At 62.7% G+C, this 25237-nt stretch carries 22 protein-coding genes; 16 read left to right on the forward strand and 6 right to left on the reverse strand.

Annotated elements, in window-relative coordinates; translation table 11 throughout:
• Positions 1 to 7: 7 nt before the first annotated feature.
• The 4 genes from AC5ZG1_RS08585 to AC5ZG1_RS08600 all read right to left on the reverse strand — a co-directional run bounded on the left by AC5ZG1_RS08585 (position 8) and on the right by AC5ZG1_RS08600 (position 4947).
• Positions 8 to 1081, reverse strand: a complete 1074-nt coding sequence (locus AC5ZG1_RS08585) for a branched-chain amino acid ABC transporter permease (RefSeq protein ID WP_130227079.1) — start codon at positions 1079 to 1081, stop codon at positions 8 to 10.
• Positions 1082 to 1083: 2 nt separating this feature from the next.
• Positions 1084 to 1977 carry a branched-chain amino acid ABC transporter permease gene (locus AC5ZG1_RS08590; protein ID WP_456643083.1) on the reverse strand — a complete coding sequence of 298 codons (894 nt, stop codon included), beginning with the start codon at positions 1975 to 1977 and terminating at the stop codon, positions 1084 to 1086.
• A 223-nt stretch (positions 1978 to 2200) separates the two neighbouring features.
• Positions 2201 to 4129: a long-chain fatty acid--CoA ligase gene (locus AC5ZG1_RS08595; protein ID WP_496132594.1), complete on the reverse strand. Its 1929-nt coding sequence runs from the start codon at positions 4127 to 4129 to the stop codon at positions 2201 to 2203.
• The gene (locus tag AC5ZG1_RS08600; RefSeq protein ID WP_496132595.1) at positions 4126 to 4947 is read right to left on the reverse strand and encodes an ABC transporter ATP-binding protein; all 822 of its coding nucleotides are present in this window, start codon (positions 4945 to 4947) and stop codon (positions 4126 to 4128) included. The genes AC5ZG1_RS08595 and AC5ZG1_RS08600 overlap by 4 nt, the downstream gene beginning before the upstream one ends.
• Positions 4948 to 5280: 333 nt before the next feature.
• On the opposite strand from AC5ZG1_RS08600, the gene AC5ZG1_RS08605 reads away from it, so the two are divergent.
• The 3 genes from AC5ZG1_RS08605 to AC5ZG1_RS08615 all read left to right on the forward strand — a co-directional run bounded on the left by AC5ZG1_RS08605 (position 5281) and on the right by AC5ZG1_RS08615 (position 8130).
• Positions 5281 to 5955, forward strand: coding sequence for a Crp/Fnr family transcriptional regulator (locus AC5ZG1_RS08605; RefSeq protein ID WP_496132596.1), 675 nt, complete (start codon positions 5281 to 5283; stop codon positions 5953 to 5955).
• Between the two features lie 152 nt (positions 5956 to 6107).
• The gene (gene gmd / locus AC5ZG1_RS08610; protein ID WP_130227074.1) at positions 6108 to 7193 is read left to right on the forward strand and encodes a GDP-mannose 4,6-dehydratase; all 1086 of its coding nucleotides are present in this window, start codon (positions 6108 to 6110) and stop codon (positions 7191 to 7193) included.
• A complete protein-coding gene (locus tag AC5ZG1_RS08615) occupies positions 7174 to 8130 on the forward strand; it encodes a GDP-L-fucose synthase family protein (RefSeq protein WP_496132597.1) in 957 nt (318 codons plus the stop codon). The genes gmd and AC5ZG1_RS08615 overlap by 20 nt, the downstream gene beginning before the upstream one ends.
• A gap of 150 nt (positions 8131 to 8280) precedes the next feature.
• Here the strand turns inward: AC5ZG1_RS08615 and AC5ZG1_RS08620 are convergent, their stop codons facing one another.
• Entirely contained in the window at positions 8281 to 9123 is an 843-nt protein-coding gene (locus AC5ZG1_RS08620) for a uroporphyrinogen-III synthase (protein WP_474419258.1), read from the reverse strand.
• Between the two features lie 170 nt (positions 9124 to 9293).
• On the opposite strand from AC5ZG1_RS08620, the gene purU reads away from it, so the two are divergent.
• Positions 9294 to 10157, forward strand: a complete 864-nt coding sequence (gene purU / locus AC5ZG1_RS08625; protein ID WP_456643078.1) for a formyltetrahydrofolate deformylase — start codon at positions 9294 to 9296, stop codon at positions 10155 to 10157.
• A gap of 148 nt (positions 10158 to 10305) precedes the next feature.
• On the opposite strand, the gene AC5ZG1_RS08630 is transcribed toward purU, so the two are convergent.
• Positions 10306 to 10584 carry a hypothetical protein gene (locus tag AC5ZG1_RS08630; protein ID WP_496132598.1) on the reverse strand — a complete coding sequence of 93 codons (279 nt, stop codon included), beginning with the start codon at positions 10582 to 10584 and terminating at the stop codon, positions 10306 to 10308.
• A gap of 291 nt (positions 10585 to 10875) precedes the next feature.
• On the opposite strand from AC5ZG1_RS08630, the gene AC5ZG1_RS08635 reads away from it, so the two are divergent.
• The 12 genes from AC5ZG1_RS08635 to AC5ZG1_RS08690 all read left to right on the forward strand — a co-directional run bounded on the left by AC5ZG1_RS08635 (position 10876) and on the right by AC5ZG1_RS08690 (position 25152).
• Positions 10876 to 12048: an ABC transporter substrate-binding protein gene (locus AC5ZG1_RS08635; protein WP_496132599.1), complete on the forward strand. Its 1173-nt coding sequence runs from the start codon at positions 10876 to 10878 to the stop codon at positions 12046 to 12048.
• A gap of 177 nt (positions 12049 to 12225) precedes the next feature.
• Positions 12226 to 13095 carry a branched-chain amino acid ABC transporter permease gene (locus tag AC5ZG1_RS08640; RefSeq protein ID WP_496132600.1) on the forward strand — a complete coding sequence of 290 codons (870 nt, stop codon included), beginning with the start codon at positions 12226 to 12228 and terminating at the stop codon, positions 13093 to 13095.
• 8 nt (positions 13096 to 13103) lie between these two features.
• Positions 13104 to 14135 carry a branched-chain amino acid ABC transporter permease gene (locus AC5ZG1_RS08645; RefSeq protein ID WP_496132601.1) on the forward strand — a complete coding sequence of 344 codons (1032 nt, stop codon included), beginning with the start codon at positions 13104 to 13106 and terminating at the stop codon, positions 14133 to 14135.
• On the forward strand, positions 14132 to 14884 hold the full coding sequence (locus tag AC5ZG1_RS08650; protein WP_496132602.1) for an ABC transporter ATP-binding protein: 753 nt from the start codon (positions 14132 to 14134) through the stop codon (positions 14882 to 14884). Before AC5ZG1_RS08645 ends, AC5ZG1_RS08650 begins: the two co-directional genes overlap by 4 nt.
• Positions 14877 to 15593: an ABC transporter ATP-binding protein gene (locus tag AC5ZG1_RS08655; RefSeq protein ID WP_496132603.1), complete on the forward strand. Its 717-nt coding sequence runs from the start codon at positions 14877 to 14879 to the stop codon at positions 15591 to 15593. Before AC5ZG1_RS08650 ends, AC5ZG1_RS08655 begins: the two co-directional genes overlap by 8 nt.
• 24 nt (positions 15594 to 15617) lie before the next feature.
• Positions 15618 to 16736, forward strand: a complete 1119-nt coding sequence (locus AC5ZG1_RS08660) for a cobalamin-independent methionine synthase II family protein (RefSeq protein WP_496132604.1) — start codon at positions 15618 to 15620, stop codon at positions 16734 to 16736.
• A 290-nt stretch (positions 16737 to 17026) separates the two neighbouring features.
• Positions 17027 to 18382: a hypothetical protein gene (locus AC5ZG1_RS08665; RefSeq protein ID WP_496132605.1), complete on the forward strand. Its 1356-nt coding sequence runs from the start codon at positions 17027 to 17029 to the stop codon at positions 18380 to 18382.
• 58 nt (positions 18383 to 18440) lie between these two features.
• Positions 18441 to 19637 (forward strand): methionine adenosyltransferase, encoded by a 1197-nt coding sequence (metK, locus tag AC5ZG1_RS08670; RefSeq protein ID WP_474419266.1) that lies wholly within the window; start codon positions 18441 to 18443, stop codon positions 19635 to 19637.
• Positions 19638 to 19766: 129 nt separating this feature from the next.
• A complete protein-coding gene (ahcY, locus tag AC5ZG1_RS08675; protein WP_474419267.1) occupies positions 19767 to 21194 on the forward strand; it encodes an adenosylhomocysteinase in 1428 nt (475 codons plus the stop codon).
• A gap of 145 nt (positions 21195 to 21339) precedes the next feature.
• Positions 21340 to 22794, forward strand: coding sequence for a flavin-containing monooxygenase (locus tag AC5ZG1_RS08680; protein ID WP_496132606.1), 1455 nt, complete (start codon positions 21340 to 21342; stop codon positions 22792 to 22794).
• Between the two features lie 162 nt (positions 22795 to 22956).
• A complete protein-coding gene (locus tag AC5ZG1_RS08685; protein WP_165435298.1) occupies positions 22957 to 23109 on the forward strand; it encodes a hypothetical protein in 153 nt (50 codons plus the stop codon).
• 1113 nt (positions 23110 to 24222) lie between these two features.
• Positions 24223 to 25152, forward strand: coding sequence for an aspartyl/asparaginyl beta-hydroxylase domain-containing protein (locus tag AC5ZG1_RS08690; RefSeq protein WP_496132607.1), 930 nt, complete (start codon positions 24223 to 24225; stop codon positions 25150 to 25152).
• Positions 25153 to 25237: the final 85 nt, after the last annotated feature.

Consider the following 25237-nt stretch of genomic DNA (forward strand, 5'->3'; position numbering starts at 1 on the left):
CCCGACCTTAATGCGAGAACGGGTAAAGTTTCCAATATGCCTTGATCTGCCGCCAGCGGTGCGCGAGCCCGTCCGGCTCGAACATCAGGAACGCGATGATGATCAGCCCGATCGCGATCTCGCGCAGGAACGTGATGTTGTTGTTGAGCTCCAGCGCCCTGTCGATCGCGCTCCCCTTCAATTGCAGGCTGAGCCACTCCATTGCCTCCGGCAGCAGCACCACAAAGGCCGTGCCCATCAGCGTGCCCATCACCGAGCCGGTGCCGCCGATGATAACCATGGCCAGGAACAGCACGGAGCGCTCGATGCCGAAGCCTTCCTGCGAGACGACAAGCTGATAGTGCGCATAGAGCGCGCCGGCGATGCCGGCGAAGAACGCGGCAATACCGAACGACAGCGTTCGGTATTTGGTGAGGTTGATGCCCATGATCTCAGCGGAAAGATAATGGTCGCGGATCGCGATCAGCGCGCGGCCGTCGCGCGTGCGCATCAGATTGGTGACCAGAAGATAGCTGACGATGAGGTAAGCCAGCACGACATAAAAATACTGGCGGTCGCCGCGCAATGTGTAGCCGAACATCGAAAATGGCTCGGCGCTCGCCGGCACCGAGCCGCCGGAGAACCATTCGGCGCGGGAGAAGAAATCGAGCAGGATGTATTGTGCGGCGAGCGTGGCGATGGCGAGATAAAGTCCCTTGAGCCGTGCCGCCGGCACGCCGAAGATCAGGCCGACCAGCGCGGTGACGAGACCCGCAAGTGGAATGGCGAAGAACACCGGGATCGGCGCGTTGTTCGAGATATAGGCCGAAGTGAAGGCGCCAAGCAGGAAGAACGCCGCGTGGCCGATCGAGATCTGCCCGGTGAAGCCGACCAGCACGTTGAGGCCGAGCGCCGCGATTGCGAAGATGCCGATCTGGATCGAGATGCTGAGCCAGTAGTTCGAGAAGACGTAAGGCGCAAGGCAAGCCAGCACGATGCCGGCGATCGCGAAATTGCGGCTGGTGATGGTCGGAAAGATCGTGGTGTCGGCCGCATAGGTGGTGCGGAAGTCGCCGGAGGGGATTAGGGAACGCGTCGCCATGGTCAGACCCGCTCAATGTCTTTGGTGCCGAACAGGCCGTAGGGCTTGATCATGAGGATGATGATCAAGACGTAGAACGGCGCGATCTCGTAGAGATTACCCCAGTGCAGGTACTGGCTGTCGACATATTGCGCGACATTCTCGAGCAGCCCGATGATGATGCCGCCGAGCACTGCGCCGCCGACCGAATCGAGCCCGCCGAGGATCGCCGCCGGAAATACCTTGATGCCGTAGGCGGAGAGGCCGGAAGAGACGCCGTTGACGACGGCCACGACGACGCCCGCGACCGCCGATACGGTCGCCGAGATCGCCCAGGCCATCGCGAACACGCTTTTCACGGAAATGCCGAGCGACTGCGCGACCTGCTGGTTGTAGGCGGTGGCCCGCATCGCCAAGCCGTATTTGGAGGCGCGGAAGAACCAGGCCATGCCGATCATCATCGCGATGGAAACCACGAGACTCATCACGTAGACGGTCTGGATCTGGAGGCCGAACAGGTGGACAGATTGGCTCTGGAACACACGCGGGAACGGCTGCGGATTGACACCGAACATCCATTTCAGCGCGGCCTGGAACACTGTCGAGAGCCCGATCGTCACCATGATGACGGAGATGATAGGCTCGCCGATCATTGGCCGCAGGATCACGATCTGGATCGCAATGCCGAAGACGAACATAAACACCAGCGTGAGCGGCATACCGAGCCAGAACGGCACCTGGTATTTGGCGAGCAGTGCCCAGCACACCCAGGCGCCGATCAATAGCAGTTCGCCTTGCGCGAAGTTCACGACCTGCGTCGCCTTGTAGATCAGCACGAACGACATCGCGACCACGCCGTAGAGCGTGCCGACCACGAGGCCGTTGATCAGGAGCTGGAGCAGGAATTGGGTGTTCATGTTGATTTGCGACTAACGAAAGAGAGGAACGTCGCTGCACCCTCTCCCCTTGTGGGAGAGGGTGGCTTCGCGAAGCGAAGCCGGGTGAGGGGTTGTCTCCGCATCGGAAGTGTGGAGAGGGAACCCCTCACCCTGTCGAGGCCTTGTCTGCCTGCGGAGCAGCCCTCTCCCACAAGGGGAGAGGGCACCACAACTCGCATCGCGCGTTGCTGTTGCTGATCGCTCATTCCGCAGCCTCCGCGGTCATCGCAGATGCGAGATCCACCACCTTCAGCGTGGTCCGCACGCGCTGGGTCGTGCCATCCTGGAAGCGGATCACGGTATCGACCGGAATGTTTGCGTCGCCGCGATAGATCGCGTCGATGATGTCGGCGTATTTCTCGTTGATGACGCCACGGCGCACTTTTCGGGTGCGGGTCAGTTCACCGTCGTCGGCGTCGAGTTCCTTGTAGAGCAGCAGGAAGCGGGAAATCCGTTGGGCCGGCGGCAGCGAGGCGTTGACGGTCTCGACTTCCTTCCGCAACAGCGCATAGACCTCGGGACGCGAGGAGAGGTCGCTATAAGTCGTGAACGAGATCCGGCTCTTCTCCGCCCATTTCGAGATGATGGAGTAACGGATACAGATCATGGAGGCGAGCGCGTCGCGGCCGGCGCCGAGCACCACCGCTTCCGCGATATAGGGCGAGAACTTCAGCTTGTTTTCGATATATTGTGGCGAGAAGCGATCGCCGCGCGAGGTCTCGGCGAGATCCTTGATACGGTCGATCACCACGAGCTGGTTGTTATCGTTGAAATAGCCGGCATCACCGGAGCGCATCCAGCCATCCTGGATGTCCGCCACAGATGCCTCCGGGTTCTTGTAATACCCTAAGAACATGTTGGGGTGGCGCACCACGATCTCGCCGACGCCGTTGACATCGGGATTGTCGACCCGGATCTCGATCGTCTCGGCCATCGCGATGCCCGTGGTATCGGGATCGACTGCGCCGGGCGGATGCAGCGTATAGGCGCCGAGCAATTCGGTCTGGCCATAGAGCGTACGCAGCGGCACGCCCATTGCCCGGAAGAATTTGAAGGTGTCGGGGCCGAGCGCAGCGCCGCCGGTGGCCGCCGAACGCAGCCGCGTGAACCCGAGCCGGTCGCGGAGCGCGCGGAATAGAAGCTGGTCGGCGACGACCGAGCGCTTGCCCTGCTCGAGCGCGGCAAGTCCCGTCTTCATACCGAGCTCGTAGAGCCTTTGCTTCAACGGCGACGAGTCCATCACGTCGGCGCGCACGTCTGCCGCGATCGCCTCCCATACCCGAGGCGCGAACAGCACGAAGGTCGGCGCGATTTCGCGGAAATCGTGCATCATGGTGTCGGGCTCTTCGACGAAGTTGACCTTCATCCGGCAGAGCAGACCTTTGCCGAGCGCGTAGACCTGCTCCATGATCCAGGGCAGCGGCAGCACCGACACATATTCGTCGTCAGGTCCCTTCGGATCGAAGGAGAGATAGGTCGCGCAGTGCTTGAGCACGCGGCCGGCCGCAAGCATCGCCAGCTTCGGATTGGCCGTCGTGCCGGATGTCGTGCAGAGGATCGCGACATCCTCGCCGCCAGTGGCATCGACCAGCGCATCATAGAGGCCGGGCTCGGACGCGGCGCGCTCGCGGCCGAAGCCGGCAAGCTTGCCCGCTTCCATCAGGCGCGGGTCGTCATATTTCCGCATGCCGCGCGGATCGGAATAGATGATGTGCTTCAAGTGCGGCGCGCGGTCGGCGAGCCCCAGCAGCTTGTCGACTTGCTCCTCGTCCTCGGCGAACACCAGCTTCGCCTCGCCATAGTTCAGGAGGTAGGCCGCTTCCTCATCGAGCACGTCGCGGTAAAGTCCAAGGCTCATGCCGCCGATCGCGTGGGTGGCGATCTCGGCGGCCACCCAGTCCGGACGGTTGTCGCCGATGATGCCGATCACGTCGCCGTGGCCCAGCCCCAGTTCGATCATGCCGAGCGCGAAATCGCGCACGCGGGCCTGGTAATCGTCCCAGGTGAATTCGCGCCACAGGCCGAGATCCTTCTCGCGCAACGCAATCTCGCGGCCATGCTCCCTTGCATTCAGCCGTAATATCTTCGGGAAGGTGTCGGCCTGCGCGGCGCGTCCGGCATGGTCCATCATGCCACGCTCTCCCGCGCTAGCGGCACGTGATCAGGATCGATCAGTGCCTCGTCCTCTTCGCCGAGATAGGCGCGCTTGACATGGGGATCGGCGAGCACGGTCGCAGGATCGCCCTCGGCGATCTTGCGGCCGAAATCGAGCACCATGACGCGGTGGGAGATGTCCATCACCACGCCCATGTCGTGCTCGATCATCACGACGGTCATGCCGAACTCTTCGTTGAGATCGACGATGTAGCGCGTCATGTCCTCCTTCTCTTCGAAATTCATGCCGGCCATCGGCTCGTCCAGCAGGATCAATTGCGGCTCGAGCGCCATCGCGCGGGCAAGTTCCACGCGCTTGCGCAGGCCGTAGGGAAGCGTGCCGGCGGTCGCCTTGCGCACCGATTGCAGGTCGAGGAAATCGACGATCTCCTCGACCTTGCGGCGATGATCGAGTTCCTCGCCCCGCGCGCCGGTCAGCCAGTACAGCGATCCAGTGATGAAATTGTTCTTCAGCAGGTGATGGCGGCCGACCATGATGTTATCGAGCACGCTCATGTGATGGAACAGCGCGAGATTCTGGAAGGTGCGGCCGATGCCGAGCGAGGGCCGGGCGTTCGGATTGAGACCCGTGATATCCTTGCCGCGATAGAAAAGCTGACCTTCGGTCGGCTTGTAGCGGCCGGAAATGCAGTTGACGATCGAGGTCTTGCCGGCGCCGTTGGGGCCGATGATGGAGAACAATTCGCCGGGCTTGATGCCAAAGCTCACTTCGGTCAGCGCACGGACGCCACCAAAGCGCAGCGACACCCCGCGCACCTCCAACGTGTAATCCACCTATTCCCTCCAGAAGCGGCGCTTCACGCGCTCTGTGTCTCTTGTTGCAAAGACAGCGATAATCTTACATCGGCCGTTCCGGCTAAGCCATCCGACTAATGGTGCCTCGTTCCACTGCGGACCCCACCGTTCATGCGCGGTAACGCCGCAGCCGGCACTTTGCCCCGTCCGCACTTCCACGCGTGTCGTGCAGATGACATTGCGCCGGTAGCCCTCCATAGGGCAAAGCGATACGGTGAAATGTCTTGTGCCCGACAATTGGCCGCCAAATTTCGTTCGGCCTGTGTATTGTTGCGACGCAACATAATCAGACGAACGACAGTCAACGGGATCATGATTGCTGCCGATTACCTGAAGCGCATCGCGGCCTGGTCGCGTGAGCTGGATGACCGCGAGATCGAGGTCGCGCGCAGCGGCATTACCGAGAAATCCTATGGCACGAATGAATTCATCTTCATGCGCGGCGACCGTTTTGACTATTGGACCGGCGTGGTGACGGGGCTGGCGCGGATGGGCATCGTCTCCCGCGGCGGCAAGGCCGCAAGCTTCGCCGGATTGACCGCCGGTGCCTGGTTCGGCGAAGGGTCGGTGCTGAAGAACGAAGCGCGGCGTTACGATGTGGTGGCGCTGCGTGACACGCGGCTGGCCATGATGGACCGCAAGACCTTCGTCTGGCTGTTCGAGAACAGCGTGGCGTTCAACCGTTTCCTGGTGGCGCAGCTCAACGAGCGGCTTGGCCAGTTCATTGCGCTGCTGGAATATGGCCGTACCCTGGATGCGACCGCGCGAGTGGCGCGTTCCATCGCCTCCCTGTTCAATCCAATTCTCTACCCCGAGCTGTCGCGCCATCTCGAGATCACGCAGGAGGAAATCGGAGCGCTTTCCGGCATCTCGCGGCAGAATGCGAACCAGTGCCTGAAGCGGCTGGAGAAGGAGGGGCTCCTCCGGCTGGAATATGGCGGCGTGACCATCGTCGAACTCGAGCGTCTCCGCCACTACGGCGAATAGTCCAGCCGGCTGGCCCGGCGCAGTGCTTGACCGAAAGCTCGCGCCTAACGTCCTGAATCCAAACGGGGTTATGGCATTAGACTTCGCGGAGGCCGGATGCTACAGACCGGGCCATTCGCAACCTGGCGCAGTTCCGCGCCCTCGGAGAGGACATGCCGGTTCAGGACTCCAAGCGACGTGTCGCGCTGATCACGGGCGCCACCGGTCAGGACGGCGCTTACCTCGCTGAATATCTGCTCGGCCTTGGCTACACCGTCCATGGCATCAAGCGTCGCTCGTCGTCGTTCAATACGGCGCGCGTCGATCATCTCTACCAGGATCCCCATGTCGGCAACGTGCCGTTCCTGCTGCACTATGGCGATATGACGGACTCGACCAACCTGATCCGGCTGATGCAGCAGATCAGGCCGACCGAGATCTATAACCTCGCCGCGCAAAGCCATGTCGGGGTCAGTTTCGAAAGCCCGGAATATACGGCGAATGCCGATGCCATCGGCGTGCTGCGCCTCTTGGAGGCGATCCGCATCCTCAACATGGAGAAGGAGACGCGGTTCTATCAGGCCTCGACATCGGAGCTTTACGGCCTGGTTCAGGAAGTGCCGCAGCGGGAAACCACGCCGTTCTATCCGCGCTCGCCTTATGGCGTGGCAAAGCTTTACGGCTACTGGATCACGGTGAACTACCGCGAGGCCTACGGCATGTACGCTTCGAACGGCATCCTGTTCAACCATGAGAGCCCGATTCGCGGCGAGACCTTCGTTACCCGCAAGATCACCCGCGGCGTCGCCCGCATCGAGGTCGGGCTCGAGGACACGCTCTATCTCGGCAATCTCGAGGCCAAGCGCGACTGGGGTCATGCGCGGGATTATGTCGAGGGTATGCACAGGATCCTGCAGGCGGATGCTCCTGACGATTTCGTGCTGGCGACTGGCGAGACGCGCTCGGTGCGCGAATTCGTGGAACTTGCGTTTGCCGAAGTCGGCCGCGGAATCGAGTGGCGCGGGAAGGGCGTTGACGAGGTCGGGGTCGACACAAAATCCGGCAAGACCGTGGTCCGTATCGACCCGACTTATTTCCGGCCGACCGAGGTCGACCTCTTGATCGGCGACGCCAGCAAGGCGCGCGCAAAGCTCGGCTGGAAGCCGAAGACCGGCTTTGCCCAGCTCGTGAAGGAGATGGTCGCGAGCGACCTCGCCGAGGCCAGGCAGGAGGCCGCCAATGGCAAGCACGCCGTTTGAGCTGAAAGGCAAGACGGTCTTTGTCGCCGGCCATCGTGGCATGGTCGGCTCGTCGCTGGTGCGACGGCTTGCACAGGAGGATGTCGAGGTTCTGACGGTGCCGCACGGCGAAGTCGATCTGCGCGACCAGGCCGCGGTCAACCGGTGGTTTGTCGCCAGGCGGCCGCAGGTGGTGTTCCTGGCGGCGGCGAAAGTCGGTGGCATCGCCGCCAACGACCTGCTGCGCGCCGAGTTCCTCTACGACAATCTGGCGATCGCAACCAACGTGATCCACGCGGCTCACGTCAACGGAACCGAGAAGCTGATGTTCTTCGGCTCCTCCTGCATCTATCCTCGCTTGGCGCCACAGCCGCTGCGCGAGGACTCGATGCTGACCGGGCCGCTGGAGCCGACCAATGAGCCCTATGCGATTGCCAAGATCGCGGGCATCAAGATGGCGGAAACCTATCGCAGCCAGTACGGCGCGGATTTCATCAGCGTGATGCCCACCAATCTGTATGGTCGCGGTGATAATTATCACCCCGAATACAGCCACGTCGTCGCGGCCTTGATCCGCCGTTTCCATGAGGCGAAAGCGTCCGGGGCGAAGAGTGTTGCGGTCTGGGGCACCGGCACGCCGCGGCGCGAATTCCTCTATGTCGACGATCTCGCCGACGCCTGCATCCACCTGATGAAGGTCTATTCCGACAGCGGCTTGGTCAATATCGGCACCGGCAAGGACATCACGATCGCGGAATTCGCCCGGGTCGTCGCCGCGACGGTCGGCTATGAGGGCGAGATCAGCTATGATACTTCGCGGCCCGACGGCACGCCGCGCAAATTGCTCGACGTCAGCCGGCTGGCCGCGCTTGGCTGGCAAGCGAGGACATCGCTGGAAGACGGCATCAGGCTCGCCTATCGGGCATACCTGAGCGAGACCCTGCAGGCGGCGGAATAGCGCCCCAGCCTCACAGCCCGTCATTGCGAGCCAACGGGTCGCGCGAACGCGCGCCCGATGACAGGTTCCGCGAAGCAATCCATCTCTCCACGTGCGGAGGCATGGATTGCTTCGTCGCTTTGCTCCTCGCAATGACGGCGAAGAGAGTGGTTACCTCGTCCCCACTCGCGGCGGATGTTTTGCGAGTGCCACCGCCATCGCCGAGATCAGCGGCTTCATGAAGTAGGCGTCGTTCGCCGGCGCGATGTCGGTGCGCAGGCCGTGCGAGGCGAGCTCGCCGGAAACCGCCGGCCCCACCGAGGCGATCGAGGTTCGGTCTAGGCCCTGACGCAACCTGTCCTCAGAGCCGCGCGCCCGCGCGGCTTCGAACAGCCGGCGCACCTGGCCGAGATTGGTCAACGCGATCGCATCGATCCGGCCCTCCGCCATCTCGTCGATGGCGGCGACGATGTTGGCGTCGGCAGCCTTGGGATCGTAGACATAGGGCAGCACGGTATCGACCTCCGCACCCTGGGCTTTGATCGCGCCGATCAATGCGTTGTGATCCTTGTCCGGATAGAGCTGGAGGCCGAGGCGATGGCCCTTCAGGTCGATCCGGGACAGCATCTCGATGACGCCCTCCGAGGTCGGTTTCTCCGTCGTCACCTGCGGCTCGAGCCCGATTTCGCGCAACGCACGGCCGGGCTTTGGGCCACGGGCGAATTTGCGGGCCTTGCTCAGCGCTGCAATGAATTCCTGCTCGACGCCGACGCGGCGCACGACCTTCATCAAGCGCCGCAGGCCCTCGCCGGTCATCAGCACCAGATCGTCGAATGGCTTTTCGATACAGCGCCTGATCCAGGCTTCGATCGGCGCCGGATCCGGCGCATCGTGGATCGCGAACATCGGACATTGCAGCACGTCGGCTCCCTGTTCGGTGAGCAGCCGGGAGAATTGCGCCTCCTCGCGTGTCTCCAGGATCAGGATGCGGTAGCCGTTCAGCCGGTCAGCCATGATGTGCCTCTCGTAGAGTTTAATTTGGCCCCTGCTGCGGGATTGGCGCAAGGGCGACGGCGGTGGTACAGCAAGGATCCGCAAATCCGCGGTTCCTGCGGCTGCCCAAGCCTTAATCAATCAAGCCCTCATCGGCCAAACCCGAATCAGCCAAGTCTCGATCCATCGCCATGTCCGACCCCCAATTTGTCCTGACTCTGTCCTGCCCCGACCGTCCCGGTATCGTCTCGGCGGTCTCGACCTTTCTCGCGCATAATGGTCAGAACATCCTGGACGCCCAACAGTTCGACGATATCGAAACCAAGAAATTCTTCATGCGGGTGGTCTTCACCGCCGCCGACCTCGCGGTCGAATTGTCGGCGCTGCAGACCGGCTTTGCCGCAATCGCCGAGCGTTTCGGCATGGTTTGGCAGATGCGCGACCGCGCAAGCCGCCGCCGTGTGATGCTGCTGGTCTCCAAATCCGATCACTGCCTGGTCGATATCCTCTATCGCTGGCGCACCGGCGAGTTGCAGATGATCCCGACCGCGATCGTCTCCAACCATCCGCGCGAGACCTACAGCCACCTCGATTTCGGTGATATCCCGTTCCACTACCTGGCCGTGACCAAGGAGACCAAACGCGAGCAGGAAGCCGCGGTCTGGAAGCTCGCGGAGGACACGAATACCGACCTCGTCGTGCTCGCGCGCTACATGCAGATCCTGTCGGACGAATTGTCGGCAAAGCTCGCCGGCCGCTGCATCAATATCCACCATTCGTTCCTGCCGGGCTTCAAGGGTGCGCGCCCCTACCACCAGGCCCATGAGCGCGGCGTCAAACTAATCGGCGCCACCGCGCATTACGTCACCGGCGACCTCGACGAAGGGCCGATCATCGACCAGGACGTCGAGCGCATCAGCCACCGCGATACGCCCGACGATCTCGTCCGCAAGGGCCGCGATATCGAGCGCCGGGTGCTGGCCCGCGCGATCCGCTACCATCTCGAGGACCGCGTGATCCCCAACGGCCGCAAGACGGTGGTATTCGTCGACTGAGCGTTTTCGAGCGAAGCATGCCCTCGGACTTGATCCGAGGGTGGACCCGGTTCGCGTGAAGAAAACGCGTCAGAACGAGAATCTAGAGCTTCGGTTCTGATTCAATCAGAACCGAATGTGCTCTAAGCGTAGTAGCGCTCGTCCGTCCTCAATGAGCGGTGTCCTGCGAGGTCGGTGCCGGCTTGTTCTCGTCGCCGCGCTCGGAGGCGGGCATCAGCCGTTTGCGTTCCCGCTCGCGCATGAATTCGTCGTATTTGGCGGTCCCCGGCCGAGGTGGGGCGTCCGCGGGTAGCCCGCCGGCCCAGGCCGGAATGAAGTCCGCCGCGCCGGCAGACAGCTTCTCGTTGACGGTACCGCATCCGCCCAAGGCGCAGCCTGTCAGAGCGAGGGCGAAAAGGGTTGCGAGAGGGCGGGCACTGGTCGGCATCGCGATGCAGGGTGTCGTGGGCTTGAGGATTTGGATCGAATTGCGCCAACCTTTGGCGCGGGTCGGCGGACCCTAGTTTCGAAATGGTAAGATAGCCTTATCAGGTCTTGTTGGAGGTATTATAGAACCCTAAGCTGTCAGCAGTCAGCGCACGGGCGCCATCGTCGGCTTGACAAACCGGTGCCGGACGACGCCATTCGCCGCGCTACACCGCCGAACAATCTGGGCTATGGTGAGGCAGGGCCGGGGACTCGGTTCGATCTGCAAGAACGATGAGGGGGAGAGGCGTTCATGTTCATTCGCCGTCAATTGTTGCTGGCTGCAGGCGCCATTGCTGCCGCTGCGGCCGTCGTGCCCGTCCGGGCGGAGGAAACGGTCAAAATCGGCCTGATCGTGCCGATGACCGGCGGGCAAGCCTCGACCGGCAAGCAGATCGACAACGCGATCAAGCTCTACATACAGCAGAAGGGGGACATGGTCGCCGGCAAGAAGATCGAAATCATCCTGAGGGACGATGCCGCGGTTCCCGACAACACCAAGCGGCTCGCCCAGGAGCTGATTGTCAACGAGAAGGTCAACATCATTGCCGGTTTCGGCGTCACCCCGGCCGCGCTCGCCGCGGCGCCCCTGGCGACCCAGGCGAAAGTTCCGGAAATCGTGATGGCGGCCGGCACCTCGATCATTACCGAGCGCTCGCCCTATATCGTCCGCACCAGCTTCACGCTGCCGCAGTCTTCCACCATCATCGGCGATTGGGCGGTCAAGAACGGCATCAAGAAGGTGGCCACGCTGACCTCGGATTACGCGCCCGGCAACGACGCGCTCGCTTCCTTCAAGGAGCATTTCGTGGCCGGCGGCGGCGAGATCGTCGAAGAGGTCAAGGTGCCGCTCGCTAATCCCGACTTCGCGCCATTTCTGCAACGGATGAAGGATTCCAAGCCGGACGCCATGTTCGTGTTCGTGCCGGCCGGGCAGGGCGGCAACTTCATGAAGCAATATGCCGAGCGCGGGCTGGACAAGAGCGGCATCAGGGTGATCGGCCCAGGTGACGTCATGGACGACGATCTCCTCAATAATATGGGCGATGCCGCGCTCGGCGCGGTCACCGCGCATCTCTATTCCGCCGCACATCCCTCGCAGACCAACAAGGAATTCGTGGCCGCCTACAAGAAGGCGTTCAACAACCGGCCCGGCTTCATGGCGGTGGGCGGCTATGATGGCATCCATCTTATCTACGAAGCCCTGAAGAAGACCGGCGGTGACGTGACCGGCGACAAGTTGATTGCGGCGATGAAGGGGATGAAGTGGGAGAGCCCGCGGGGGCCGATCTCGATCGACCCTGAGACGCGCGACATCGTGCAGAACATCTATATCCGCAAGGTCGAGAAGGTTGACGGCGAACTCTACAACGTCGAATTCGCGACCTTCGAAGCCGTGAAGGACCCCGGCAAGACCAAGAAGTGACTCCGCGCTCGTCATTATCGGGTGCGCGCCGCGTTCTCTCCAGGTCATGCCCGGGCTTGTCCCGGGCATCCACGCTGTTCTCTGCAGCGAGAAAGACGTGGATGGCCGGGACAAGCCCGGCCATGGCGCGGTCGCTAGACGTGGGCCACTCTTCAATTTTGGCTGATCGGGGATGAAATGACCTCGCTCTTCACCATCCTGTTCGACGGCGTTGCCTACGGCATGCTGCTGTTCGTGCTCGCCTGCGGGCTCGCGGTGACGCTCGGACTGATGAATTTTGTCAATCTCGCGCACGGCGCCTTCGCGATGGCCGGCGGCTACATCTGCGCGGTGCTGGTGAATAATTCCGGCTGGCCGTTCTTTGCGGCACTGCCGCTCGCCTTCGTCGGCAGTGCCGTGGTTGGCGTGGTCCTTGAGCGAACGCTGTACCGTCATCTCTACGCGCGCAGCCATCTCGACCAGGTGCTGTTCTCCATCGGTCTCGTTTTCATGTCGATCGCGGCGGTCGACTACACCATGGGCTCGTCGCGGGTCTTCATCAAATTGCCGGCGGCCCTCGAGGGGCAGTTCGATGTGTTCGGGGTCGGCATCGGTCGCTATCGGCTGATGATCATTGTGATCTGCGGTTTGCTCACGGTCGCGCTGCAATTGATCCTGGCGCGCACGCGCTTCGGCAGCCGCCTGCGCGCGGCGGTCGATGATCCCCGTGCCGCGATCGGGCTCGGCATCAATGTGCCGCAGGTCTTCGCTTTCACCTTCGCCTTCGGTTGCGGGCTGGCCGGGCTCGGCGGCGCGTTGAGCGCGGAGATCCTCGGCCTTGATCCTTATTTCCCGCTCAAATTCATGATCTACTTTCTGATCGTGGTCACGGTGGGCGGCTCCTCCTCGATCACCGGCCCATTCCTGGCGTCGCTCTTGCTCGGCATCGGCGATGTCGCCGGCAAGTATTATGTCCCGAAGATGGGGCCCTTCGTGATCTACACGATCATGATCGTGATCCTGATCTGGCGTCCGAACGGCCTGTTCGGCCGCACGGCCGCGCGCTGAGGGGTGCGATGAGCACGCTTCCCGACGTTTCCACGCATGTGGTTGCCGGCGCCCGCTGGCGACCGGGCGAGATTGCCTTCTGGATCGTGGTCGTCGCCTGCGGCTTCCTGTTTCCATCCCGCTACCTGATCATGACCGAGATCGTGCGGCTCGCTTTGTTCGCGCTGTCGCTCGACCTGATCCTTGGCTATGCTGGCATCGTCTCGCTCGGGCATGCCGCATTCTTCGGCGTCGGCGCCTATTCCGCGGGGCTGCTGGCGCTGCACGGTATCATCAGCGAGCCGGTAGTCGCGCTCGTGGTCGCAGGCCTTGCTGCCATGGTGCTCGGCTTCTTCACGAGCTTTCTTGTCATCCGCGGCGTCGATCTGACGCGGCTGATGGTCACGCTCGGCATCGCGCTGCTCCTGGAGGCGCTCGCCGAGCGCTTCTCCGATATCACCGGCGGTACCGACGGATTGCAGGGCATCGAGATGCAGCCGATCCTCGGCCGCTTTGCGTTCGACATCTTCGGCCAGACCGGCTTCTTCTACTCGCTGATCGTGCTGTTCCTCCTGTTCGTGCTGGCCCGGCGGATCGTGCATTCGCCGTTCGGGCTGTCGCTGCGCGCGATCAGGAACAACCCGCTGCGCGCCGCCGCGATCGGTGTTCCCGTCAATCGCCGATTGATCGCGATTTATACCGTCTCGGCGTTCTATGCCGGCGTCGCCGGCGCGCTGTTCACGCAGACCACGGCGCTGGCTTCGCTCGACGTGTTCTCGTTCGAGCGTTCGGCGGATTTGATGCTGATGCTGGTCATCGGCGGCACCGGCTATCTCTATGGCGGGCTGATCGGCGCCGTCGTGTTCAAGATGCTGCAGGAGCTGTTTTCGACCATTACGCCGCAATACTGGCTGTTCTGGATCGGGCTGGTGCTGGTCGTGATCGTTCTGGTCGGCCGCGCCCGCATCCATCGTTGGGCGCTTTGGCTGCCCAACCTCATCATCCGGCAATTTACCGGTCGCCGGGCCGTTGTCGTGGTTCCCGAAAGCGATCCGTCATGATGATCGCGCTGGAAACCAGGGGACTGGAAAAAACCTTCGGCGGCTTGCGCGTCACGCGCGACCTTTCGTTCCGGATCGAGCAGGGCGCCCGCCACGCTTTGATTGGGCCGAACGGGGCCGGCAAGACCACGGTGATCAACCTGCTCACCGGGGTCCTGCGGCCCAATGCCGGCCGCATCCTGCTCGAAGGCAACGACATCACCAACCTGCCGGTGCACAAGCGCGTGCTGCGTGGCCTGTCGCGTACGTTCCAGATCAACCAGCTCTATCCCGATCTCACCCCACTGGAGACCATTGGGCTCGCGGTCTCCGAACGGATGGGACGCGGCGGCGACTGGTGGCGGCGGATGGGGACGCGGGTAGACGTCAATGCCGAGATCGCCGAGATCCTGGCGCGGTTTCATTTGCTCGACGTCATGAACGAGCCCACCGTCACTTTGCCCTATGGCAAGCAGCGCCTGCTCGAGATCGCGGTCGCGATTGCCACCAGACCCCGCGTGCTGCTGCTCGACGAGCCGGCCGCCGGCGTACCCGAAATCGAGCGCCACGACATTCTGACCGCTGTCGCCGCGCTGCCGCGCGAGGTAACGGTGCTCCTGATCGAGCACGACATGGATCTCGTATTCTCCTTCGCCGACCGCATCTCGGTGCTGGTCAACGGTGCGCTATTGACCGAAGGTCCGCCGGATGCCGTGGCGCGCGACCCGCAAGTGAAGGCGGTCTATCTCGGCGAGGCGGCCGATGCCTGAGCTGCTCGCGATCGAGGGCCTGCGTGCTGGCTATGGCGAGGCGGTGGTGCTGCCGGGCATGACGCTGTCGCTCCCCGAAGGCCAGGTGCTGGCGCTGCTCGGGCGCAACGGCACAGGCAAGACCACGCTGATCAATTCCATCGTCGGCGTCACCCGCCGTTTCGGCGGCCGCATTGCGCTGGCCGGGCAGGACATCACGGCGCTGCGTCCGGATCAACGGGCCCGCGCTGGGGTCGGCTGGGTGCCGCAGGAACGCAATATCTTTCGCTCCCTCACCGTCGAGGAGAATATGACCGCCGTGGCCCAGCCGGGACCATGGACGGTGGAGAGGATCTACCGGATGTTCCCCCGGCTGAAGGAGCGGCGCGGCAATTTCGGCAACCAGCTCTCCGGTGGCGAGCAGCAGATGCTGGCGATCGGCCGCGCGCTGACCTTGAACCCAAAGGTGCTGCTCTTGGACGAGCCGACGGAAGGGCTGGCGCCGATCATCGTTGAGGAATTGCTGAAAGCGCTCGGCACGATCACCCGCTCTGGTGGTATCTGCTCGATCATCGTAGAACAGCACGCGCAAAAGGTTCTGGGGCTCGCGGACCGCGTCGTGATATTGGAACGCGGCACAATCGTGCACGATGCGGCAAGCGATGCCTTGAAAGCCGATCCCACGGTGCTCGAGCGGCATCTTGGGGTCTCCGGCGCCAAAGCGCATTAATTCCGTCCCTAGGGAGTCGAAACCATGCAACGAACAAAACCTCCTTTCCGCGCCGACGAGGTCGGCAGCCTGCTGCGGCCACGGAAGATCAAGGAGGCGCGCGCCAAGCTTGAAAAGGGCGAGATCACGCCCGAGGATCTGCGCAAGATCGAGGACATCGAGATCGAGAAGGTCGTGCACCGCCAGGCCTCCACCGGGCTGAAGCTCGCGACCGACGGTGAATTCCGTCGCTCCTGGTGGCACTTTGATTTTCTCGCCAACCTGACCGGCTGCGAACTGTTCCACCCGGACGCCGGCATCCAGTTCGCAGGCGTGCAGACGCGCCATGACGCAATCCGCGTGATCGACAAATTGGATTTCCCCGACGACCACCCGATGCTCGATCACTTCAGGTTTCTGAAGAAATACGCCGAGCAGGCGCATGTCACGGCCAAGATGACGATCCCGGCGCCGTCGGTGCTGCACTTCCGCGGTGGCCGCAAGCTGATCTCGAAGGAGGTCTATCCCGACCTCGAACCGTTCTTCGAGGATCTCGGCAAGACCTACCGCAAGGCCGTGAAGGCGTTTTATGACGCCGGCTGCCGCTATCTGCAGTTCGACGACACGGTGTGGGCCTATCTCTGCTCGCAGGACGAATTGCAGAAGGCGCGTGAGCGCGGCGACAATCCCGATGGCCTGCAGGAGATCTACGCCCGCGTCATCAACTACGCGATCGCGGCCCGTCCGTCCGACATGGTGATCTCGACCCATGTCTGCCGCGGCAATTTCCGCTCCACCTGGATTTCGTCCGGCGGCTACGAGCCGGTAGCGGAAACGCTGCTCGGCGGCACTAACTACGATGGCTATTTCCTCGAATATGATTCCGACCGTGCCGGCGGTTTCGAGCCGCTGCGCTATTTGCCAAAGGGCAACAAGGTCGTGGTGGTCGGCGTCATTACTTCCAAATTCGGCGAGCTCGAGAGCAGGGACGCCATCAAGCGACGTCTGGAGGAAGCTTCCAAATTCGCGCCGCTCGAACAACTCGCGCTCTCGCCCCAATGCGGCTTCGCTTCGACCGAGGAAGGCAACGTCCTTTCCGAAGAAGAACAGTGGGCGAAGCTCAGGCTTGCAGTGGAAGTCGCAGAAGAGGTGTGGGGTAAGTAGTAGCCACAGCCTGTCATTCCGAGGCGCGTCGCAGACGCGCATCGGGAATCTCGAGGTTCAATGTATCGCATCGCCCCGGAGTGACGGTGTGGAAGCACCCCGTCACTTCTGCGCCAGCTAGACCTTTCCCAATAGCGACGAGTTCGACCACGGCCTGCGATCGCTGCCGTCGGGGGCGTTCGGCCTGCTTTATGGCAGGGCGGGCGAGGGGGGTTCAAAGAGTGGGAAATATGTGCTAACAGCATGCTGCCCCCTACGGCTGCCCACTGCTGTCCCACCCTCTTGGCCCGATGAAGAACGACCAAATCCTGAGCCAGATCACTGACTTCTGCCGGGGGGCCGACATGGCCGAGTCCACGTTCGGCCGGCGTGCGGTCAATGACGGCAAGCTGGTGCACCGGCTGCGGGAGGGCAAAAAGATCACCATTGACACGCTGGACCGCATCCAGGCCTTCATTGCCACCTCGACGCCGGGCGGTGTGGCGCCGCCGCGGGGGCTGGTGGTGCCGCTGGAGAAGCGCGATCCGCGGCAGAATTTCCGTTTTTTCGAGAACCGGCAGCGGTATTTGCTGTTCGTCCATACCTGCGGCGAGAAGCGGGTGATCGCGCAGCGGGTGGCGCTGGAGCTTTCCGCCATCCATCCCCGGCCGCCGGCGCTGCGGGTGTTCGACGCCGGCGTCGGCGATGGCACGGTGCTGGCGCGGGTGCTGCGCGCCATGCATAGCCGCTTTCCTCATATGCCGTTCTACGTGGCTGGCAAGGAACTCAGCCTGGAGGACGTCCGGCTGACCCTCGACAAGGTGCCGGACCGGCTGTTCGAGCACCCTTCGACCGTGTTCGTGCTGACCAACATGTATTACGACGAGGCGCCCTGGCTGACCCCCAAATCCCCGGTGGCGGCCGCCAGCACGCTCTGGTACGAGGTGCCGCTGCGGGGCGGCTCGTCGGGCGAATTCGAGGCCCAGATCGCGGAACTCGGCCCGTTTCTCGAGCAGAATTGGCGTGCCCGCGTCAGCCCACGATCCGGGATGCCCATCTATGAGCGTCCGGTGGTTTTGGTGCTCTACCGGGAGGACCAGAGATTCCTGCTCGATTCGATCATCCCGCGGGCCGGCAAGACCGAGGCCAATTTCGACCTCGTCATCGCATCCCAGCCATACCGGGCGAAATCCTCGGTGAATTTCCGGGCCAAGCGCATCATTGCGCCACTGGCGCGCGCCTTGCGCAGCGGCGGTCGCCTGATCGGTATTCACTCTCATGGCGACGATCCGGGTTTGGAAATTATCCAGGCCGTGTGGCCCGGAGAAAATCCTTTCGCCGTCAGCCGCCATGAGATACTGCGCGCGGTCAAATACGAGCTGGGGTCGGCCGGGCGCGACCTTAACTTTAACGCATACGCGGATAACCGCTCGATCTTCCGCTATGATATGGAAGCCTTGCCTAACGAGGTCACCGGCTCGATCGGAACCTCGACTGCCTTTGCAGCGTGGAACGCGGCGGTGTATGTCGCCCAGGTTGAAGACGACCGGTTGGCGGAGTTGGCGGAAGGCGGCCGAACTCTCGAAGCCACCCGCGACGTTCTGCGCAAACATAATGGGCTTTGGTTCTACGACGAATCCTACGTCATCTCGCGTCGCCGGGACTGACATGTCAGGAACACACTCACACAAACGTCGGAAGTCGACATAACAAGGGGTTTGCTTGATGCGCGCGTCTTACCTGTTCACCAGCGAGTCGGTCTCCGAAGGGCATCCAGACAAGGTCTGCGACCGGATCTCGGACGAGATCGTCGATCTGTTCTATCGGGAAGGGCCGAAAGCCGGCATCGACCCGTGGCAGATCCGCGCCGCCTGCGAAACGCTTGCCACGACCAACAAGGTGGTGATCGCCGGCGAAACCCGCGGGCCCCAGTCGGTGACCAACGACCAGATCGAAAGCACCGTCCGCGAGGCGATCAAGGACATCGGCTACGAGCAGGAGGGCTTCCACTGGAAGAACTGCGACATCGAGATCCTCCTGCATCCGCAGTCGGCCGATATCGCGCAGGGCGTCGACGCGCTGCAGCCGGGCGAGAAGAAGGAAGAGGGGGCGGGCGACCAAGGCATCATGTTCGGTTACGCCACCAATGAGACGCCGGACCTGATGCCGGCGCCGATCTTCTATGCCCACAAGATCCTGCGGCTGATTTCCGAAGCGCGCCACTCCGGCCGCGAGAAGGTGCTGGGGCCGGACTCCAAGAGCCAGGTCACCGTGCAGTACGAGAACGGCAAGCCGGTCGGCGTGCGCGAGATCGTGGTCTCGCACCAGCATCTGGTCGAGGATCTCTCCTCCAATCAGGTTCGCGACATCGTCGAGCCCTATGTGCGCGAGGCGCTGCCGAAGGAGTGGATCAACGGCAAGACCATCTGGCACATCAACCCGACCGGCAAGTTCTTCATCGGCGGCCCCGATGGCGACTCAGGTCTCACCGGCCGCAAGATCATCGTCGACACCTATGGCGGTGCGGCCCCGCATGGCGGCGGCGCTTTCTCCGGCAAGGATCCGACCAAGGTCGACCGCTCGGCCGCCTATGCCGCGCGCTATGTGGCCAAGAACATTGTCGCCGCCGGTCTCGCCGACCGCTGCACCCTGCAGCTCGCTTACGCGATCGGCGTGGCGCGGCCGCTGTCGATCTACATCGACACCCATGGCACCGGTAAGGTGCCGGAGGACAAGCTCGAGAAGGCGGTGGCGCAGGCGATGGACCTGACCCCGCGCGGCATCCGCACCCATCTCGACCTCAACCGTCCGATCTACGCGCGGACCTCGGCCTACGGTCATTTCGGCCGCACGCCCGACAATGAGGGCGGCTTCTCCTGGGAGAAGACCGATCTCGTCGAGCCGCTCAAGCGCGCAGTCTAAGCAGCGTACGTCATTCCGGGGCGCTCGCGAGAGCGAGCAAACCCGGAATCCTTGTCCATCATTTTGAGATTCCGGGTTCGCCTCTTCGAGGCGCCCCGGAATGACGAGTTTAACAACAGGAATCTCGCGATGAACGCCCCGACAAAGCCTGGCTTCACCGACTATATCGTCAAGGACATCTCGCTCGCCGACTTCGGCCGCAAGGAAATCTCGCTCGCAGAAACCGAGATGCCCGGGTTGATGGCGACACGTGAGGAGTTCGGCCCCAAGCAGCCCCTGAAGGGCGCGCGTATTGCCGGCTCCCTGCACATGACCATCCAGACCGCTGTCTTGATCGAGACGCTGGCCGCGCTCGGCGCCGACATCCGCTGGGTCTCCTGCAACATCTATTCGACCCAGGACCACGCCGCGGCCGCGATCGCTGCTGCCGGCATTCCGGTGTTCGCGGTGAAGGGCGAGACGCTCACCGAATACTGGGACTACACCGCCAAGCTGTTCGACTGGCACGGCGGCGGCACGCCCAACATGATCCTCGACGACGGCGGCGACGCCACCATGCTGGTGCATGCCGGCTACCGCGCCGAGCAGGGCGACACGGCTTTCCTCGACAAGCCCGCCTCTGAGGAAGAAGAGATCTTCTACGCGCTGATCAAGCGGCTCCTGAAGGAGAAGCCGAAGGGCTGGTTCGCCGAGATCGCCAAGAACATCAAGGGCGTCTCCGAGGAGACGACGACGGGCGTGCACCGCCTCTACGAGATGGCGAACAAGGGCACGCTGCTGTTCCCGGCCATCAACGTCAACGACAGCGTTACCAAGTCGAAGTTCGACAACCTCTATGGGTGCCGCGAGTCGCTGGTCGACGGCATCCGCCGCGGCACCGACGTGATGTTGTCGGGCAAGGTCGCGATGGTTGCGGGCTTCGGCGACGTCGGCAAGGGCTCGGCCGCTTCGCTGCGCCAGGCCGGCTGCCGCGTGATGGTCTCCGAGGTCGATCCGATCTGCGCGCTGCAGGCGGCGATGGAAGGCTATGAGGTCGTGACCATGGAAGATGCCGCGCCGCGCGCCGACATCTTCGTTACCGCCACCGGCAACAAGGACATCATCACCATCGAGCACATGCGCGCGATGAAGGATCGTGCCATCGTCTGCAACATCGGCCACTTCGACAACGAGATCCAGATCGCGTCGCTGCGCAATCTGAAATGGACCAACATCAAGCCGCAGGTCGACGAGATCGAATTCCCCGACAAGCACCGCATCATCCTGCTGTCGGAAGGCCGCCTCGTGAACCTCGGCAACGCCATGGGCCATCCGTCCTTCGTGATGTCGGCCTCCTTCACCAACCAGACGCTGGCGCAGATCGAGCTGTTCGCCAACAACAAGAACGGCAAGTACGAGAAGAAGGTCTACGTGCTGCCGAAGACGCTGGACGAAAAGGTCGCCCGCCTGCACCTCGCCAAGATCGGCGTCAAGCTGACCGAACTGCGCAAGGACCAGGCCGACTATATCGGCGTCAAGACGGAAGGGCCGTACAAGTCGGATCATTACCGCTACTGATCCAGGCTTTCTGGGATCTTTCTGCGTCATGGCCGGGCTTGTCCCGGCCATCCACGTTCTGGCTTGACTAGCGGCGCAGAAAGGACGTGGATGCCCGGGACGAGCCCGGGCATGACGGCGGTTGCGGGCTCCTGGGGAGGTCCCAATGGAGCATTTCGATGTCCTGATCGTCGGCGCCGGGCTGTCCGGCATCGGCGCGGGCTATCACCTGCAGCAGAAGTGCCCGAGCAGGAGCTACGTCATCCTCGAGGGCCGCGACTGCATCGGTGGCACCTGGGATCTGTTCCGCTATCCCGGCATCCGCTCCGACAGCGACATGTACACGCTCGGCTATTCGTTCCGCCCGTGGACCGAACCGAAGGCGATCGCGGACGGGCCGCGCATCCTGAACTATGTGCGCGAGACCGCGGCCCAGAACGGGATCGACCGCAAGATCCGCTTCAACCATCGCGTCAAGCGTGTCTCGTGGTCGTCCGACGAGGCGCGCTGGACCGTCGAGGCGGAGCGCAGGGCAGGCGAGGGCGCGGCCGAGATCGTGCGCATCACCTGCAATTTCCTCCTCATGTGCTCGGGCTATTACAGATACGAGGAAGGCTACACGCCGGACTTCGCTGGTGCCGCCGACTTCGAGGGTCAGATCGTGCATCCGCAGAAATGGCCCGAGCATCTCGACTACGCCGGCAAGCGCGTGGTCGTAATCGGCTCGGGCGCGACAGCGGTGACGCTGGTGCCGGAGCTCGCCAAGACAGCCGCGCATGTCACCATGCTGCAGCGCTCGCCGACTTACGTGGTGGCGCGTCCGGCGGAGGATGCGCTCGCCAACAAGCTCCGGCGCAATCTCTCGGCGGGGCTCGCTTATCATCTGATCCGCTGGCGCAACGTGCTGCTCGGCATGTATTTCTTCCAGCTCTGCCGCCGCAAGCCGGAGCGCGCCAAGCAGCTCATCCTCGGCGGCATCAAGATGGCGCTCGGTCCGGATTACGACATCGGCACGCATTTCACGCCGCGCTACAATCCGTGGGAGCAGCGGCTCTGCCTCGTGCCGGACGGCGACCTGTTCAAATCGATCCGCGAGAAGCGCGCCTCCGTCGTCACCAGCCAGATCGATACCTTCACCAGGAACGGCATTCGCCTGAAGGACGGCAGCGAGCTTCCGGCCGACATCATCATCACCGCTACCGGACTGGTCCTGCAGGTGCTCGGCGGCGTCGAGGTCAGCGTCGACGGTCGCATCGTCGATTTCGCGAAAACGCTGAGCTACAAGGGCATGATGTATTCGGATGTGCCGAACCTCGCGGCGACGCTCGGCTACACAAACGCGTCGTGGACGCTGAAATGCGACCTCACCTGCGAATATGCCTGCCGTCTGATCAATTACATGGACCGGCACGGCTTCAGGCAGTGCGTGGCGCATAATCTCGATCCTTCGATCGAGGCGCTGCCGGCGCTGGATTTCTCGTCCGGCTATGTCCAGCGCTCGATCGCGAAATTGCCCAAGCAGGGCTCGAAGCGGCCGTGGCGGCTCTACCAGAACTATGCGCTCGACATCGTCTCCCTGCGCTACGGCAAGGTGGATGACGGCGTGATGCAGTATTCGTGACAGTCCTCGTTGTTCTGGCGGGGCGTGTCCAAGCGTCCATGGGTTGGTTTGCGTATTCGGGCTTCCTGTCGAATCAGCCATTCTGCCGCGACGGTTAACGCCGGATTAACCAAGACGCCCTACGCTGCACGGCCTGTGGCTGCTGATAGCAAGAGGAAGCCCATGGACGCCCAGCGAATTGCCGTCGATGCCCTCGTGGCGCTGACCGATTGCGACCGCGACGCCGCCGTTGCCTTCATCCGCCGCTTCTACCTCGCCGGCATCAAGGACCCCAAGCGCCTGACCTTCAAGGGCCTGCAGGCGATGCGCGCCTGAGGGAGCCGTGCCGTAGGATGGGTAGAGCGGAGCGAAATCCATCGCCATAGTGCACGCGGCGTGAATGATGGGTTTCGCTTCGCTCTACCCATCTTACGAATTTGGCGTGCGCCGTTAGCCCCTCATCCTGAGGAGCGGCCATTTGGCCGCGTCTCGAAGGATGAGGCCCCGCCGGTGGCCTCGCCCTTCGAGACGACCGCTGCGCGGTCTCGTCAGGGTGAGGGGACAGGTTGGAGTGTGCTGCCCTCGCCATTGTCATTGCGAGCGGAGCGAAGCAATCCATCGCGCCGCTTGCGGAGGCGTGGATTGCTTCGTCGCTTCGCTCCTCGCAATGACGAGGGGAGAGGTTCTGATTCAAATGTCAAACAGCTCTCCACTGTCATCGTCCGGCTTGACCGGACGATGAAGTATTCCAGAAGCGTTCGAGGCTGATCCGAAGCGCCGCGGAGTACTGGATGCCCGCCTTGGCGGGCATGACGGTGGAGTGTGTGAGGTGGTGTAACTCCGCATTCTCGCGGCGCGTTACGCCCGAGCTTTGCATCTCGTTTCACCCTCCTCGAAGACAGAGGGCGCAGGGAAAGCCCGGTGCCGGTTGCACCCATGGGTCCCGTGCAACAAAAAGCACGGGGGTAGGACCACAGGTCAACCGGAGCAACACCGGCTTTCCCTGCGCGATGGTGTTACGGCTTACTTCGCGCTCTCCCCGGTGACCGGGCTTTCTTGCCACCGTCACCCGCGGCAGCTCTTGCTGCTCGCGAGCTTAGCGCCAGCGTCGGGGCGCCAGGACCACACGACTTCGCCGTCCGCTGATGTCACGCTCGTCAGTCGCAACGTCAGCGTCCACCGCATCTCACCGCGCGTTCGTGACGATCGCGATCCGCCCCTCTCATCGGGTGAGACGGCGCGGGTTATAGAGGTGATTTGCCCGACGGGTTAACAGGAAAATTTTGGTGAACAGGGACTGGACCACCCGATTCGCTTTGAAATTGCACGGAAAATTTATCTGTGCGCGCAGGTCGGCGCGATCCGGAAGCCCCCTCCAGGATTGGCTTGCGGGACCCGCTTGCGCTATATGGACGCAGGACGTGGCTGGGGGCCACGGCAGGGACTGATATGCTGAAAACGGTATTCGCACCGCAGCTTGTTATCCTCTACATCCTGGCGGCATCGACGATCTATGTGCATTTCCGCGGCCGCGAGCGGCTCCGCTTCGCGCGTCAGCTCGGCGATCACTCGACCTATCTCGCGCCCTACAATGTGTTGATGTATGCGGGCTCGGCCGTTCCGAACACGCCGGTGATCCCGGTCGAGAAGTTTCCCGAGCTCGCCAAGCTCAGCGAGAACTGGGAGACCATCCGCGAAGAGGCGGTGCGGCTGTTCGACGAGGGCTTTATCCGAGCAGCCGCCAAGAACAACGACTGGGGCTTCTATTCGTTCTTCAAGAGCGGCTGGAAGCGCTTTTACCTGAAGTGGTATGACGACTTCCTGCCGTCGGCGCGCACGCTGTGCCCAAAGACCGTGGAATTGCTGAATTCGATTCCGTCCGTGCACGGCGCGATGTTTGCGATGCTGCCGCCCGGCGGCAAGCTCGGCGCGCACCGCGATCCCTTTGCCGGCTCGCTGCGCTATCACCTCGGGCTGGTCACCCCCAACTCGAACAAGTGCCGGATCGTGGTCGACGGCGTGGAATGCGTCTGGCGCGACGGCCAGGCCTTCATGTTCGACGAGACCTTCATCCACCACGCCGAGAACGCCACCGACGTCAACCGCATCATCCTGTTCTGCGACGTCGAGCGCCCGATGAAGTATGGCTTCATGACCGCGATCAACCGTTGGGTCAGCCATCACATCGTCAAGGCCTCCGCCACGCAGAACGTGGACGGCGAGCATGTCGGCGTGCTCAACAAGGTGTTCGGCAAGCTCTACGAGGTCCATCTCGCCAGCCGCAAGGTCAAGGAGTGGAACCGCAACGTGTACTACACGCTGAAATATTCGCTGACGGTCGTGATCCTCGGGCTGATCGTTGCGTCGGCGTTGCGGTGAGTGCGTAGGGCGGATTAGCGAAGCGTAATCCGCCGTCTTTTGTGCAATGGTGGAATGGCGGATTACGCTTCGCGTATCCGCCCAC

This window comes from Bradyrhizobium sp. Leo78 (assembly GCF_059512425.1).

What these genes read in the sequence shown, in the direction of transcription:
- AC5ZG1_RS08585 (WP_130227079.1), bottom strand. Translation starts at nt 1,081, where the DNA reads ATGGCGACGCGTTCCCTAATCCCCTCCGGCGACTTCCGCACCACCTAT.
- AC5ZG1_RS08680 (WP_496132606.1), top strand. Translation starts at nt 21,340, where the DNA reads ATGGAGCATTTCGATGTCCTGATCGTCGGCGCCGGGCTGTCCGGCATC.
- AC5ZG1_RS08635 (WP_496132599.1), top strand. Translation starts at nt 10,876, where the DNA reads ATGTTCATTCGCCGTCAATTGTTGCTGGCTGCAGGCGCCATTGCTGCC.
- AC5ZG1_RS08590 (WP_456643083.1), bottom strand. Translation starts at nt 1,977, where the DNA reads ATGAACACCCAATTCCTGCTCCAGCTCCTGATCAACGGCCTCGTGGTC.
- ahcY (WP_474419267.1), top strand. Translation starts at nt 19,767, where the DNA reads ATGAACGCCCCGACAAAGCCTGGCTTCACCGACTATATCGTCAAGGAC.
- AC5ZG1_RS08685 (WP_165435298.1), top strand. Translation starts at nt 22,957, where the DNA reads ATGGACGCCCAGCGAATTGCCGTCGATGCCCTCGTGGCGCTGACCGAT.
- AC5ZG1_RS08640 (WP_496132600.1), top strand. Translation starts at nt 12,226, where the DNA reads ATGACCTCGCTCTTCACCATCCTGTTCGACGGCGTTGCCTACGGCATG.
- AC5ZG1_RS08690 (WP_496132607.1), top strand. Translation starts at nt 24,223, where the DNA reads ATGCTGAAAACGGTATTCGCACCGCAGCTTGTTATCCTCTACATCCTG.
- AC5ZG1_RS08595 (WP_496132594.1), bottom strand. Translation starts at nt 4,129, where the DNA reads ATGATGGACCATGCCGGACGCGCCGCGCAGGCCGACACCTTCCCGAAG.
- gmd (WP_130227074.1), top strand. Translation starts at nt 6,108, where the DNA reads ATGCCGGTTCAGGACTCCAAGCGACGTGTCGCGCTGATCACGGGCGCC.
- AC5ZG1_RS08660 (WP_496132604.1), top strand. Translation starts at nt 15,618, where the DNA reads ATGCAACGAACAAAACCTCCTTTCCGCGCCGACGAGGTCGGCAGCCTG.
- AC5ZG1_RS08615 (WP_496132597.1), top strand. Translation starts at nt 7,174, where the DNA reads ATGGCAAGCACGCCGTTTGAGCTGAAAGGCAAGACGGTCTTTGTCGCC.
- AC5ZG1_RS08645 (WP_496132601.1), top strand. Translation starts at nt 13,104, where the DNA reads ATGAGCACGCTTCCCGACGTTTCCACGCATGTGGTTGCCGGCGCCCGC.
- AC5ZG1_RS08665 (WP_496132605.1), top strand. Translation starts at nt 17,027, where the DNA reads ATGAAGAACGACCAAATCCTGAGCCAGATCACTGACTTCTGCCGGGGG.
- AC5ZG1_RS08620 (WP_474419258.1), bottom strand. Translation starts at nt 9,123, where the DNA reads ATGGCTGACCGGCTGAACGGCTACCGCATCCTGATCCTGGAGACACGC.
- AC5ZG1_RS08605 (WP_496132596.1), top strand. Translation starts at nt 5,281, where the DNA reads ATGATTGCTGCCGATTACCTGAAGCGCATCGCGGCCTGGTCGCGTGAG.
- AC5ZG1_RS08650 (WP_496132602.1), top strand. Translation starts at nt 14,132, where the DNA reads ATGATGATCGCGCTGGAAACCAGGGGACTGGAAAAAACCTTCGGCGGC.
- AC5ZG1_RS08630 (WP_496132598.1), bottom strand. Translation starts at nt 10,584, where the DNA reads ATGCCGACCAGTGCCCGCCCTCTCGCAACCCTTTTCGCCCTCGCTCTG.
- purU (WP_456643078.1), top strand. Translation starts at nt 9,294, where the DNA reads ATGTCCGACCCCCAATTTGTCCTGACTCTGTCCTGCCCCGACCGTCCC.
- AC5ZG1_RS08655 (WP_496132603.1), top strand. Translation starts at nt 14,877, where the DNA reads ATGCCTGAGCTGCTCGCGATCGAGGGCCTGCGTGCTGGCTATGGCGAG.
- metK (WP_474419266.1), top strand. Translation starts at nt 18,441, where the DNA reads ATGCGCGCGTCTTACCTGTTCACCAGCGAGTCGGTCTCCGAAGGGCAT.